General features: G+C 70.2%; 6 protein-coding genes. All 6 read left to right on the forward strand.

The genetic code is table 11. The features are described from left to right. Nucleotides 1-289 precede the first annotated feature (289 nt). The 6 genes from G4D85_RS14170 (at nt 290) to G4D85_RS14195 (ending at nt 14,878) form a co-directional block, all read left to right on the forward strand. Nucleotides 290-1,528 (forward strand): AAA family ATPase, encoded by a 1,239-nt coding sequence (locus tag G4D85_RS14170; protein WP_164012113.1) that lies wholly within the window; start codon nt 290-292, stop codon nt 1,526-1,528. Nucleotides 1,529-1,647: 119 nt separating this feature from the next. Beyond that, on the forward strand, nt 1,648-2,475 hold the full coding sequence (locus G4D85_RS14175; protein WP_164012114.1) for an alpha/beta fold hydrolase: 828 nt from the start codon (nt 1,648-1,650) through the stop codon (nt 2,473-2,475). Between the two features lie 160 nt (nt 2,476-2,635). Continuing rightward, on the forward strand, nt 2,636-3,007 hold the full coding sequence (locus G4D85_RS14180) for a hypothetical protein (RefSeq protein ID WP_164012115.1): 372 nt from the start codon (nt 2,636-2,638) through the stop codon (nt 3,005-3,007). A gap of 134 nt (nt 3,008-3,141) precedes the next feature. Further along, a complete protein-coding gene (locus G4D85_RS14185) occupies nt 3,142-3,426 on the forward strand; it encodes a DUF427 domain-containing protein (RefSeq protein WP_164012117.1) in 285 nt (94 codons plus the stop codon). 579 nt (nt 3,427-4,005) lie between these two features. After that, entirely contained in the window at nt 4,006-9,072 is a 5,067-nt protein-coding gene (locus G4D85_RS14190) for a PA14 domain-containing protein (RefSeq protein ID WP_164012120.1), read from the forward strand. A gap of 181 nt (nt 9,073-9,253) precedes the next feature. Continuing rightward, nucleotides 9,254-14,878 (forward strand): RHS repeat-associated core domain-containing protein, encoded by a 5,625-nt coding sequence (locus tag G4D85_RS14195; protein WP_205525547.1) that lies wholly within the window; start codon nt 9,254-9,256, stop codon nt 14,876-14,878. Nucleotides 14,879-14,881: the final 3 nt, after the last annotated feature.

Genomic DNA, 14,881 nt, shown 5'->3' on the forward strand with positions numbered 1-14,881 from the left:
ACGGCTCGAAGTCGCCCTCCCACTCGAAGCCCCGGAAGACGTCAGGGCTCCGGCCGAACGCCCCGGCCCCGGGCTCGTCAATCACCAGGGCTCGCAGCTCCAGCCCCCGGAGCCGGGCGTTTCCGACGATGGCCAGCTGCGGGACGTAGACATTCACCGGGATGGGCATGGGGTCCGGCGCTCTTTCAGTTACTAGCGAAACATCGAGGCCCGCCGGAAAGGAATCGAGGGCTCAAGGCGACGGGGCGTGGGTTGACGCTGAGGCGCTCCGAGAGGAGTCTCGCGGAGAATGCTCAAGCTCCAGTGGCTCCAGGTCCACCAGTTTCGCTCCGTGCGGCCCGGGACGCGGCTGTCGTTCAGCCCTTCCTTCAACGTGCTCCTGGGTGAGAACGGCACCGGCAAGACGACGCTGCTGGAGCTCGTGGCCGCTGTCGCCAGCTCCGACTTCAGCGCCCTCCGGCAGGAGGCCTTCGACCTCGAATACGCGCTGGCCTCCGACACCGGCCGCATCACCGTGCGCGTCCGGAATGCGCCCTCGGACTCCGAGGCCATGGAGCTCGGCATGGACATCACCGTCGCGCCCCGGGACATGGCGTGGCCGCTCTCCATCCGCCGCGAGGGGCAGCAAGTCACAGTGTCCCGCCAGGACGACGCCTCGGACGTCGTCCACGAGCGCATCGCCCCCGAGGTGGGCGGTCGCCTGTGGCTCGTCCTCATGTCCGGCGGCATCGCCTGGGTGGAGAAGACGGGCGAGGGCACCGCCGCCGTCGAGCCCCTGCTCGCCATGGCCCGCGAAGTCTCGGCCCAGGCCGGCCTGGGCCGCTTCGACGAGGGGCTCGCCTACTTCGACCAGCTCTACCAGGTCGAGCTGCGCCTCTCCCGCCGCGCCGAGGGCGTGCTCGCCACCGGCACCGGGCTCGCCTCCGAGGACCTCCTCGACGGGCTGCGCAAGGTCGCCGCCTCGCAGTGGGGCTCCCCCCGGTTCGTCCTCCCCGCCGAGAGCATCCCCTTCCTCCGCGACTCCGCCCGGCTGCTCGGCTTCGCCTCCGCCGAGGCGCTCCTCTCGCCGCTGCCCTCCCAGGCCCAGGGGAAGTACGAGACGCTGTCGCTCGGCCACCTGGAGCTCGTCTTCGCCGGCTCCGGCGGGCAGCGCGTCTCCGCCCGGGAGCTGGGCTACGGCCAGAAGCGCCTCGTGGCCTTCCAGCACTACCTCGCCCATGCGCGCGCCGTCGTGGTGGCCGACGAGCTGGCCCATGCCCTCCACCCCCGCCAACTGCGCGCCTGCGTCGCGGAGCTCGGGACGCGGCAGTCCTTCCTCACCAGTCAGAGCCCCCTCTTCCTCGACAGCCTCACCTTCGACTCGCCCGAGCAGGTGAGCTCCACCTTCGCCCTCTGCCGCCGCGAGGAGGACACCGGCCTCCTGGTGTGGGAGGACCTCTCCCCCGAGGCCGCCGAGGAGTTCTTCACCGCCTGGCGCGCGGCCCCCCAGCGTGTGGGTGAGCTGCTCCAGGCCCGCGGGTTCTGGTAGCGCCCCGGGACGTGCCCCTCCGGATGGGCGCGACGTCTGCCGGATAACGGACAGAGCGCCCCGGATGCCACAACGCGTCACCGCCTGGCCTATCCTTCCTCGCGGGGAGGGAACCGCCAATGCCCATGCTGTCAGTGAATGGAACCGAGTTGCACTACGAGGACACGGGAGGCGCCGGACAGCCCGTGGTCTTCAGCCATGGCCTGCTGTGGAGCACCCGGCTGTATGACCCGCAGGTGGACGCGCTGCGCGGCCGCTACCGCTGCATCGCCTATGACCACCGGGGCCAGGGCCGCAGCGCGGTGCCGCCGGAGAGCGTCATTGACATGGAGACGCTGTACCTGGACGCGGTGGCGCTCATCGAGAAGCTCGGCGCGGGGCCGTGCCACTTCGTGGGCCTGTCCATGGGAGGCTTCATCGGCATGCGGCTGGCCGCGCGGCGGCCGGACCTGCTGCGCTCGCTGGTGCTGATGGAGACGTCCGGCGACCCCGAGCCCGTCGCCAACGTGCCGCGCTACACGCTGCTCAACCTCATTGCCCGGCTCGCCGGCGTGAGGCCGGTGGCGGACCCGGTGATGCGCCTCATGTTCGGCAAGAGCTTCCTGAACGACCCGAACCGCGCCGAGGAGCGTGCCCTGTGGCGCGCGCGCCTCCTGGAGAACCGCCGGGACATCTGGCGTGCCGTCAACGGCGTCATCAAGCGGCGCGGGGTGGCGCACGAGCTGCCCAGCATCCGCGTGCCCACCCTCATCGTCGTGGGCGAGGAGGACGTGGCCACCGTCCCCGCGAAGGCCGAGCGCCTCCACGAGCTCATCCCCGGCTCGCGCCTGGTGCGCCTGCCGCGCGGGGGCCACTCGGCCACCGTGGAGGAGCCCGCCCTTGTCAACGCCACCCTGGGCACCTTCCTCGACGCGCAGGCCCGGCAGGCCGCCGCGCAGGTGGGATGAGCGACACGCCTGCCGTGCTCCGGACTGGGGCACGGCGGGGAGCGCCTCCCGGTGGCGCCGCCGCGAGAGTGTCACCGGGAGACGGGCTCGCGCGCGGAAAAGCCGCAGGCCGAGCGGAACAGGTTGATAGGCATTGGAAGGCGGCCCTAGCCTTCCTGACATGACAAACCTGACGAGCTTCCTGTGGCGCGGTGCGGTCGCGAGTGTCCTGCTGGGCCTGTCCGCCTGTGGCGGCGGCGAGGCGGCCCCGGCGGACGAGTCCAGGGTGGAGGGGCTGGTCTCCTCCGAGTCCCAGTTGGCGTGCACCACCTGCGGCACCACGCGTTACAGCGACATCGAAGGGGGCTTCGGGTGGACGTGCTCCGAGGCTCGCAGCACCGCTGTCAGCTATCTCAACCAGGACATGCAGTGGCAGTGTCCGGCGGGAAGCTGCAACGTGGTGTGGACGCATGGGCGGTGCACGCCCGTGGGGCCCAACCGGGATGACGGCTTCGAGATGGACGTCACCGCGACGTACTCCTGCTGCCAGTAGTGTCGGGTTCCTCGCGCCCGGGCCCACCCGGGCCGTGGAGCGCCTGACAGGCCGGGCGGCGGGACGTGCTTCCTCCCGTGCGGCCCCTCGCGCCCGCCGTTAAAGCCGCCCGGAGTTCCAGAAGGAGAACGGTCATGCCTGTCGCGAAGTGGAACGGTGTGGTGATTGCCGAGAGCGCACGCTGCGAGAAGGTGGAGGGCAACTGGTACTTCCCGGCCGAGGCCATCCGCCGTGAGTACTTCCGCCCCAGCGACACGCACTCCGTCTGCGGGTGGAAGGGGACGGCCAGCTACTACGATGTCGTCGTCAACGGGCAGGTGAACAAGGACGCCGCCTGGTACTACCCGGAGCCGATGGCCGCCGCCTCCAACATCGCCGGCCACGTGGCCTTCTGGCGCGGCGTCACCGTGGAGGGCTGAGCCGCACGCTCCGTGCTGCTCCTGCCCGCTCCCCCGGGCCCGCCGGCGCTCGCCCACGCCCTATATAATGATGCGGGCAAAGCCTCTCGCCGTGTGGGACGCAGTGTCTGGGATGGGCTGGCCAGACGTTGCGCCGCCGCTTCCGCATGGCGCCCTGACGCCACCGACTGGCGCCTGGATGAAAGGGGTTTTCGAAGCTTCTTGATTTACCTGATGGCGTGGCCGTGTTAGACGGCCCGCACGGGGCCGAGGCCTGGGGCCGCCTCGGCCCCGAATGGACTCAACCGATAGAACCTTGCAGTAGCGCGCTGAGCTGAGTGGGCCGGGGAGGAGCCGCGGGAACCGCGTCTCTTGCCGTAACGCTCGCGCGCCGAGTGCCTCCAAAAACCCATGTTCGTGGTGCGTGGAAGGCGGCCTGTCGGGCGCTCCGCCACGCGTGTCATCAGTCCAGGTCCTTGCATCCGGGAATGCGCCGAGGACGGCCGGGGTGTGTCCTGCCGCCGCGCCAGCCCGCGAGGTCCGGGTGTGCATTTGACAGGTCTGGCGCCTCCGCGCTCGACCTGAACGCTAGAGGTGTGGATGTTCGCGCAAAGTAGACGTCTGGTATTCGCAGCAGTCCTGTCCCTGTGGGCCGCGGCCTGCGGCACGCCGCCGGAAGCCCCGCTGGAGCCCGAGCTCGCCGAGGCCACGGGAGAGCTGAACACGCAGAGCTTCTGTGGCGCGCCGCAAGTCGTTGCACAGCTCGCCGATGGAAGCCTGCCCCCGCGCGAGGACGTGCGGTGCGAGGGGCCGTGGGAGTACAGCAACTACAAGGCGTGCTACGTCGACAAGGCCGACGCGAGCTGTCCCTGGACGGGGCGTTACAACCAGACGACCTGTCGCGAGGTCTACTCGTGCCGGCACCCCGACTTCGGGCTCGCCTCCCGCTACAACAAGACGGTGACGACGACTGTCGGTGGCACCCTCAAGGGAGGGAAGCGCTGCGAGACGGACGAGTACGGCAACGTCTCCTGCGAGACCTATCACTTCCTCGACTTCACCCCGAACTGCCGCATGGCCGCCAACGCGGCGAAGTACGCGGTGGATGACCGCTACGAGGCGGGAGTCACCGTCGTCAGCTCGTACGCCGACCCGTCCCAGTCGGAGTGGGATGAGAGCTCGACGTGCACGTACACCCTCAGTGGTTACCCCGAGTACAACCTGACGCAGAACCTGCTGTGTGGCTACCGCGATTACAATTGCGACGACACGACCAGCAAAATCTATGAGTCGTGCCGCCACCCGGACCATGGCCAGACGGCGAACCCGGGGGAGTGCCACGAAAAGAGCCTCCCCAACACGCTGGACTCCGTGCGCCTCTACTCCTCGCCGAACCTGACGCTCAACGAGCTTCGGGGCTCGGGCGCTCCGCTCGCGGTGACGAAGGACCTGGCGGGCTACGCAGCCCGCTGCACGACGACGGATGAGATGCCCATCACCACCGAGGCGCAGGTGCGCTCGAAGTACGGCGCGCTGAAGACGCAGCTGCAGACGGTGAAGGGCTGGCAGAGCACGGGCACCGGCCCCACCAACGTCGACAAGGCGCAGCTGCGCCGGCAGCTGGTGCGCAAGTCCAAGGTCCTCTTCGAGCTGAAGGGCGGCCACTTCGAGGACACCCAGGTCACCGACGTCGTGCAGGTCTACAAGGACCACACCGAGGGCGGCAACCGCGTCCTGTCGCGGGTGGACCCCAGGGTGGGCTTCGACTGGGTCCTGGGCTCGCCCGCGGTGCAGGTGCCCGTGGACCAGTTCTCCGTGCGCTGGACGGGGAAGGTCATCCCCCGCTACTCGGAGGTCTACACCTTCTACACCACCAGCGATGACGGCGTGCGGCTGTGGGTGGACGGCAAGCTGCTCATCGACAACTGGACCCCGCATGGCCCCACCGAGAACCTGGGGACCATCATGGTGCCGCTGGTGGCGGACCAGGAGTACGACCTCCGCATGGAGTTCTTCGAGGCGGGCGGCGGCGCCGTGGCCCAGCTGTCCTGGTGGAGCCTCAGCCAGGCCAAGGAGCTCATTCCCGCGGACCGGCTGAAGACGCCGGCCGGCGGCCAGGGCCTGCTGGGCGAGTACTTCGAGAACGAGCAGGGAGGCGACTGCATCAACCCCTGGATTGCCCCGGTGGCGGACGCGATGTGCCCGGAGGCCTCGGAGGTGAATGCCCTCTTCGCCATGTGCCGGCGGATGACGCTGGACCACGTGCCCGCGTCCACCGTGCAGCGGGTGATGGAGCGCTGCATCGACGTGATTGAGACGGCCGAGGCCACCACCTGCACGCGCGAGAAGTACCGGGAGGTCCATGATGAGCTCATCCCCGCGCTCCTCAAGGAGCAGCTCTCCCAGGTACACGCGACGACGGAGGCGGGCCGCACCGCGGCGCTGCGCCGCAAGCTGGGCTACCTGGACCGCTGGTACGGCAAGGTCCGTGGCCCCCTCTACGGCGGGGACCGGACGTCGACGGCGCTCAACGAGCGCACCAGTGAGCTGCTGGGCGAGTTCTGGCGGGGCGCGTACACCTCCGACTTCCCCATTGGCATGAAGCCCGGCGGCGACGAGCCGGCGGCCCTGCCGGTGTCGGTGGATGGCATCCCCGCCCTCTCGGACACCTACCTGAAGGTGGACCGCGAGGTGCTCAAGGCGGCCTTCCCCGAGTCCTCGGCCATCACCGCGCCGATGACGTCCACCCCGCTGACCCTGGTGGTGAACGACGCGCTGCGCGGCCTGGAGCAGCGGCTCGACAGCTCCTCGGACGCGCATGACCTGGGCTGCCGCTTCCGTGGCTGCTCGGCCGGGAAGATTTCCACCGAGGTGAGCCACCTCTGGAAGTACCTCGGCACCCTGCACGACGTGGTGGCGCTGGGCGCCATGGTGGATGCTCCCACCCAGCTGGTGGACGCGGACTGGAAGCCCGTCTTCGCCCGGATGCGGCTGCGGCACGACGTGCTGGCCAGCGCGCTGAAGGACGCGGCGGGGCTGGACACGTACTCGCCCCTGAAGCTGGAGGCGGCGCCCCAGGAGAGCGTGGCCCCTGTTGCGTATGGCCTGCTGGAGCTGATGCGCGAGGCCCGCGCCCGCACGAGCAGCTACGAGAAGTTCGGCGCCTTCGACGCGACGCTGCGCTACTCGCTGCACACGGGCATGAACAACGACTCGCAGGAGGTCATCGCCAGCCTGGTGAACGCGCAGCTGGGCAACCTCCAGGCGGCCATCGACTCGTACCAGACGCACCGCGCCACCTACCTCCAGACGTACCTGGAGGAGATGCGTGGCGTCCGCCTGGCGGCGCGCACCGCCGCGGACCTCCAGCTGATGCTCCAGCAGGTGGTGAATCTGGAGACGGACCTCCAGGGCATGAGCCACAACGCGCGCATCGCCTCGGCGCGGCACGCGGACTACTTCGCCCGCACGTTCCAGGAGATGCTGAGCAACCCGCAGGTTGCCGACTACCTCGTGTCCCAGGGGCCGGTGACGCCGCTGTCCGTCTCGGCCGCGGATGCGAAGTACACGGGCGTCTTCCCGCAGCTCACGGACGACATCGCGGCGCTGTCCGCCACGGGGAAGGTCATCCCGGATGGCGCGGGCGCGGGCGACCTGCTCCACATCACCGTCACTGGCGAGTGGGCGCCGGTCTGCGCGCTGGGCTCGCCCATTGCCCGGATGACGATTCCCGGAGACGCCAGCCCGACGGACATCGCCACCAGCGGCGTCACCACGGGGCCGGAGGGCTTCACCGTGGTGCTGACCTCGAGCGGCTTCAAGGCCAGTGCCATCGCCGATGTGAAGCAGAACGGCAGCTACGACACCGTCGCCGGGACGGCGGACGTGTGCATCGGCGTGAAGACGAAGGCGGGCACCCCCTTCGCGGACCTGCTGGGCAGCAGCGTCGAGGTCTACGCCCAGGCCGAGGCTTGCCTCAGCTACAGCCACTCGAACACGTGGTCGGACATCCATAGCGAAACGACGACGACGGGCTCGGACTCGCGCAGCACGGCGGCCTTCACCGCGGGCCTGCGGGTGCCGGGCACGCCGTTCCCGCACCTGCCGGTGGGCAGCCTCCTGCTGGTGGAGATGAAGAAGGGGAGCACCCAGCGCAAGGACATCCAGCAGATTCACGTGCTGCACCGCCCGGCGAACAGCTTCCTCATCCCGGCGCGCACGGACGTGAATGCGGTGGACCTGTACCTGGTCGTCAACGACAGGATGGGCTGCTCCGGCCTGAACACCGCGTCGCTGAGCCTCATGGTGAGCCGCGCCAGCCGCGTGGGCTCTGGCCAGTACGCCGAGAAGCTGCTGGGCGCCCTGGCGACGACGAAGGCCGCGGTGGACGCGGAGGGTCGCAACGCGCTGAAGGAGGGGCGCGTCAGCGCGACGACCCTGGCGAGCATCCGCTCGGGCGCGTACGTGACGCTGGAGAACGCGTGCAGCCAGTGCGGAACCAGCCAGCTGCCCAGCCAGCTGCAGGGCCTCTACAGCGCCTGGGTGGACCATGAGCTGGCCGCGCTGGCGCGGCAGGCGGACATGATTGCGGCGGAGCGGCAGATGCACCTGCTGTCGCTGGAGCTGAAGGCGCTCGGCGCGGACCTGGCGCGGCAGGAGGGTGAGTCGCGCCTGGCCCGGCAGCTGCCGCTGTGGGCGCTGCGGGATTTGGAGGGCACGGAGCTGTCCGACAAGACGCGGGCCGTCACGGACGTGGTGAACCGCTACCTCATGCCCATCCTGGAGCTGCGCTACCCGGAGGTGCTGGTCGCGATGCGCACGGACGCGACGGCCCGGAACGAGCTGCTCGCGCTCACCGACGGCGTGGTGCCCGGGGCGGCGGGGGCCTCGAATGCCACCCACTGGACGCGCTCGCGTCTGGAGACGGCGAAGCAGCTGAAGAGCTTCGTGGCGCGGGTGATGACGACGCTGGGGCCCCTGCGCGGCCCGTCCAGCGGCGCCACGCAGTACCCCTTCGTGGCCGTCAGCTTCCCCCGGCCGGGGCATGCGGCGGGCTGGCAGTCGTACTACCGGACCGCGGATGACATCCGCTCCGCGCAGGTGTGGAACCAGTTCGAGAACGGCAGGACGGTGTCCTTCACCGTCCGTCCGGAGGACCTCTACTCGTACAACGGGCACAAGGGCCTGCCGTGCACCGAGGGCACCATGGTCATCCGCGCCATGGGCCTGTACCTGGCCATCCCCGGCACGTACGACGTGGCGCCGAACATGAACAACCTGCTCCTGTATCCGCCCGCCACGGTGGACAAGTCGCTGACGTTCGTGACGAAGGACGGCCCAGAGGTCTACCAGCAGCTCAACTCGAAGTGGCTGTCGCCGTGGGTGCGCCCCACCTTCGGAGACTCGTTCCAGGCGGAGACGTGGTTCGACAAGGTGCGGGGCCTGCGCAAGGGCAACGGCCTGTCGCCCTTCACCACCTTCGAGTTCGACCTGTCGGGCCTGCACGGAGTGACTATCGAGGCCAAGAACCTCGTCGACGACACGGACGAGCTCGTCCTCGTCTTCGAGGTGGAGACGGAGCCGCTGGCCGAAGAGATGACGTGGATCACGTCGTGCGTGAGGCCGCCTGCCTCGCTGCAGGCGCCGGTGGAAGTGTCGGAGCTGTAGTCCGGCGGTAGGAGTCTGGGCCGGGGGCCACCTCGCCAGGAGCGGGGTGGCCCCTCGGCCCTCTTCGTCGTCGCTTTCTTCACATGGATGGCCGTGGGCGCGGGGACGGCGGATTCGTCCGCCCGCATCGCGCCCGGCTGTCCTCGACCTGGAGTCAGTCGTGTTTCGAATGGAAGAGTGGTTGAGGACCGCGGCATGCGCGGTGTTGCTGGGAGGCGTGCCCGCGCTGGCGCAGACGGGCACCTCGTTGGATGCGCGGGTGCAGGCGCCGGTACTGGGCTCGCCCGAGCGGGGCTCGCTGGCGGGGCAGTTCGCCGCGACGGTGTTCGGCGTGGGCGACGTCAGCCGGGGTGGGTTCCGCCTGCCGTGGGCGGACGCGCTGCCTCGGGAGCGGGGCGCGTCGCTGGTGGACGCCCTGCCTTCGTACTCGCCGGAGAGTGGCTTGAGCGAGTGGGGCCTGGGCTGGAACACGGGGCTGGCGCTGACGCGGTGGCGCGAGACGGGAGACCTGGACTTCGCCACGGACGAGCTGACAGGGCCCTTCGGGCGGCTGGTGGCCGGCGCGGACGGGGCTTTGTATCCGGTGGGCCTGGGGCAGAAGGTGCGGGTGCTCGCGGTGGCGGACGGCTGGGTGGCGCACCTGCCGGACGGCAGCCGGTGGACCTTCGGTGGCGCGAACCGGGTGGTGACGTCCCGGGGGACGTACGCCTGGTACCTGACGGAGGTGGTGACACCGACGCAGCGCAAGACACGGGTGGAGTACGAGGCGAACGCGTCCGGACGTCTGTTCGTGAAGGCGCTGCACCACGGTGGCGTGGGCGATGACTTCCAGTACCGCGTGGACTTCCAGTACGAGCCGGTGTCGAAGCCGACGGTGGACCTGCGCTCCGGGCAGGCCCTGGTGCTGGACCAGCGGGTGAAGACGGTGGTGGCCAACGTGCGCAACGCCACCAGCGGCGTCTTCGAGGCGCGGTGGCGGGAGCACCTGACGTACGAGGAAGAGGGGGTGGGGCCGGCGTACTACCTGACGGCGGCGCAGCGGGTGTTCGCCTCGGGTGAGAGCGCGCCCGTGGTGAGCTACGGCTACGAGCGCCTGGGCACACACCTGACGGCGGCGGCGGTGCGCCACAACCCCAAGCTGGACGCGGTGCTGGCGTCACGCGGCACCGACGCCGTCCACGCCAACCGCGCGGCCTTCCTGGACGTGAACCTGGACGGACGGGTGGACTTCGAGTCCGCGAGTGACAACACGCTGTTCATCCAGGATGACGAGGGCTTCCTCGCGGAACCTCTTCCGCCGGCGACCCCGGACGTGTCGCCGCTGTGCCGGAGCACCAGCACCGGCTCCACCGTGGCGCGCGTGCTGGCGCAGATGCGCGCGTCGGAATCGACGTACCAGGTGGTGGGCGTGCGGGCCGACAGCTTCGGCAACAGCACGCAGGTGGCGGTGTGCAACCGCGAGGGCGTGCCGTTCACCACCCTGACGGTGGCGGCCAACTGGACGCTCACCAGCAACGTGCGCCTGGCGGACGTCAACCGGGACCGCCAGCCGGACCTGGTGAAGGTGGCGTCTGGTCGCTACACCATCATCCCCAACACCAGCAACGCCTCGGGCTTCAGCTTCGGCGCGCCGGTGACGGGGACGCTGAGCCCCAGCATCACCCCCAACACCTCGTGGCTGCAGGACGTGAATGGAGACGGGCTGGCGGACATCGCCGTGCGCTCCAGCAGCGCCACGCTGTGGGTGTGGCTGGGCAAGGGCAACCTCGGCTTCGAGTCGACGGCTCGCACCTTCCCCTTCCGCAACCTCTCGGGCGTCAACTACTCCAGCCTGACGGGCTTCCAGCTCCACTTCGTGGACGTCAACAAGGATGGGCTGGCGGATGCGCTCTTGACGCGCACCACGGGCACCGGCTCGTTCCTGCACCTCAACACCGGCAGCGCCTTCCAGCAGGTGGCCGTGGACGCGCTGAGCGGCATGGCGGGCTCCGCGGTGGTGGGGGACTTCTCGGGGACGGGGGAGACGGAGGTGTCCTTCACCGGCTCCGGCGAGGCGAGGGCCGTGACGCTGGGCGCGCCGCGCGTGGCGCTGCTGCGCAGCGCGGATGACGGCCGGGGCAACGTGCTGCGCTTCGAGTACGCGCGCAGCTCGGCGGTGGCGGGCGCCCACGCCCGGCAGGTGGTGCTGTCCGCGCTGGAGGTGCAGTCCTCCGGCCTGGAGACGGTCCGCTACGGGTACACCTATGGCGAGCCCACCGTGCACAGCGTGAGCCGCGCCCTGGTGGGGTTCGGCAGCGTGACGCGCACGGCGCCGGGCGTGCTGGAGGACGCGCGCTTCCTCAACGGGGACCGCTACTCCGGGCTGCCGGTGTCCTCCACGCGGCATGACACCCTGAGCCCGGGCGTCCATGCCTACGCGTACCAGCAATACGAGGACGCGCTGTACCAGGGCCTCGCCTGGAAGCGCCTGAAGGAGGTGGGCAGCGGCTGGGCCCAGGTGGACGGCACGGCGGTGGGCGAGCGGACGGAGTTCCCGCTGTACGCGGCGGGGGTGTGCCCGTCGAAGGCGGTGCGGCACACGCTGCACGGCACCCTCACGTCGGAGACGTCGCGCGCGACGCTGGCGGCCTTCGCCGAGTCGCTGCACTGCCTGGAGTCGGGCACGCGCCTGACGGGCCAGCACACGGACGCGGCGCTGGACTTCCAGAACGAGGTGCGCCTGACGCGCAACGCGGCGGGACAGGTGACGAAGGTGGAGGACCTCGCCAGCAATGGAGACGCCCTCACCGTGCAGGACGTCGTCTACCGGCCGGACGCGCTCATCGAGAGCGTCTCCGCGCCCGGCCGGGGCACCACCACCTTCGAGTGGCGGCCCGGCACGCTGCAGCTGGCGCGGGTGTGGGCTCCGGACGGGGTGGCGATGGAGACCACCACGGTGGACCCGGTGACGGACTCGGTGCTCCAGCTCTCCACGTGGCGAGGCTCGCGGAGCTTCCGCCAGCACTTCCGCTTCGACGGGCAGGAGCGGCTGGTGAAGTCCTGGGACGACCTGGGCGGCGCCAGCGAGACGAACCCCCAGGTGTTGCTGGCCTACCGCTACGCGACGGCCACCCAGCCGGGCAGCGTCTCCACCCTGGCGCTGGCGGATGCCCTGACGGGCTCGAAGCGCGAGCAGGTGGAGTGGCAGACGGCCGCCGGTGAGACGCTGGGCAAGGCGACGCGCTTCCCCCAGGGCTGGGCGGTGGTGGGCCTCACCACGCGCAACCCGCTGCTGCTGGAGCAGAAGACGCACGTGCGCTCGCCGCTCGGCGTGGGAGCGGACCCGCTGACGGTGGACTACGCCACCCTGCTGGCGGGAACGGACGTGGTGGGCACCGTGACGTCCTCGGGCCTGGGCTTCGACGCCACGGCCCTCACGCGCCTGCATGCCAACGTGCAGCGGCAGGTGGTGTCGCACGTCCGGCTCCAGGACGGCCTGCTGGTGCAGGACGGCGTCGAGAACGGCACGCACGCCATCCACCACTTCCTCGACAGCGAGAAGCGCATCGTGGCGTACGAGGACGAGGCGGGCACGCTCTACACCTACCGCTATGACGCCCTCGGCCGGCTGCGGGGCGTGGACCTGGAGGACGGCAAGCAGCACCGCGTGCAGTTCGACGGGCACGGGCGCGTGTCGCGGGTGGTGATGGATGGCACGGCCTCCGTGGCCTATGCCTACGCGAGCGGCACCGGGCTGCTGTCCTCGAAGACCTTCCTGTCCGCCACCGGCACGGCCGAGCGCGAGGAGAGCTACGGCTACGACAGCATCGGCCGCAAGCTGATGGACCTGCACACGGACGTGGCCGGAGGGCTGTCCCAGGCGTACCACTACTTCCATGACGGCTCGACGCCGACCTCCCCCGCGAACGCGGACTCCGTGGGCCTGCTGACGGCGGTGCAGGGCGACGGGTACACCAAGCTGTTCGAGTACCGGGCCGACGGCAAGCTGACGCGCAAGACGCTGGTGCTCGACGGGTGGCGCACGGTGGATGCGCGGGTGGCGTACCGCGAGGATGGCAGCATCCGCTCGGAGGAGCTGTGCCTGAGCGGCGCGACGGGCACCTCGCTGGGGTGCACGACGCTCTCCACCGTCCTGGACGTGCATGGCCGCACGGCGTCCGTCGTCCTCGACAGCACGCTGCTGGCGGCCCTGACGTACGACGCCGAGGGCCTGCTGGGGGGCGCCTCGCTGGCCGGAGGGCGCTGGGCGGCCTTCACGCATGATGGCCTGACGCGCGCCACCGTGGGCTTCAGCCAGGGAGGGCCGGGACTCCAGGCCTCTACTTCGTGGCGCTACGGCGCGCGCGGGCTGGTGGAGACGGAGACGTTCCAGGTGGGGAGCCAGAGCCTGACGCGCACGCATGGCTACTCGGCCCAGCGCTTCCTCACCTCGTCCACGGATGCCCAGTCGGCCTATACGTACGCGTATGACGCCCTGGGCCTGCCCTCAGCGGTGACGGTGAATGGCGTCACCCGGCAGGTGAAGGCGGAGCAGGGGCGGGTGAAGCTGGGCACCACCGTCCACACGCTCGACGCGCTGGGACGCACGGTGTCGCGCGGAGACCTGGTGCTCGCGTATGGCCCCCACGGGCACATCGCGCGCGCCACCCGGGGCACGGAGACCTTCGAGTTCGTCTATGACGAGGCGGGCCTGCGCCTGCTGAAGAAGAAGGACGGCGCAGCGGTGGCGGCGTACCTGGAGGAGGGCGCGTACCTCGACGCCACGGGGGTGACGCGGCCCTTCAAGCTGGGCGGTCACCTGCTGGGCGTCATCCAGGGCGGTGTCCTCCACGGGCTGGCCGCGGACCGGCGCGGCACGGTGCTGTCGGACCGGGACGGGACGCCCCGCTTCGCCTCTCCGTACGGCACCCGGAGCACTGCTCCCGAGGACTCCGCGGTGATGGACTTCGTCGAGCGCAGCTACGACGCGGACCTGGGCCTGGTGCGCATGGGCGTGCGGGACTACGACCCGGAGCTCAACCGCTTCCTCTCTCCGGACCCGCTCTACCTGGAGAGCCTGGAGACGTGCGCGGCGAAGCCCGTCGAGTGCAACCTGTACGGGTATGCGCGCAACGCGCCGCTGGACTTCATCGACCCGTCAGGGCTGGACACGCTGGTGCTGCACGGTGGCTTCTTCGGAGCCGCCAGCGGCGTGGAGCCGCTGCGGAAGACGGCGGAGGCGCTCTTCCCGGGCGTGAAGGCGGTGGCCCCGGACGGCGTCCATGGCGACACGCTGCTCCGGAATGATGCCGAGAATGCCCGGAGGCTGGCCAGCACGTACCGTCATGACCCGATGTCGTCCCAGAAGAACCTCGTGGGCTTCAGCCTGGGCGGCGATGCGGCCATGCGCGCCGCCGCGTATGGCGGCCCCGAAGGAGGGGGGAAGTGGAACACCGTCGTCGTCTTCGCGGCGCGGGTCGACGGCATCATGGACCACCTCGAGGCCGCCGCGAAGAACGCGGAGCACCTCGTCATCGTCAGTCTCTACGACGACCAGTACACCTTCTCCGAGACGGTGGGCCGGGAGTTTGGCGACCGGCGGATGGAGACGCTCATGCTGTCCATCATCGCCCGGTACGGCTCGCTGGAGGACTTCTCCAAGCAGTTCCCGAACGTGACGATTGGCAGCGCGGAGGGTGAGCACGGTGGCGCGGGCAAGGAGGCCAGCTCCCAGACGGCGATTCGCCGGGCCGTCGAGGCGTCTCGAGAAGTGTCTGGGAAGAACACCATCCAGCCGCACGTAGAGGTCATCAAGCCGCTCTGGTGAGGG

Source organism: Pyxidicoccus trucidator (assembly GCF_010894435.1).
GTDB lineage: Bacteria > Myxococcota > Myxococcia > Myxococcales > Myxococcaceae > Myxococcus > Myxococcus trucidator.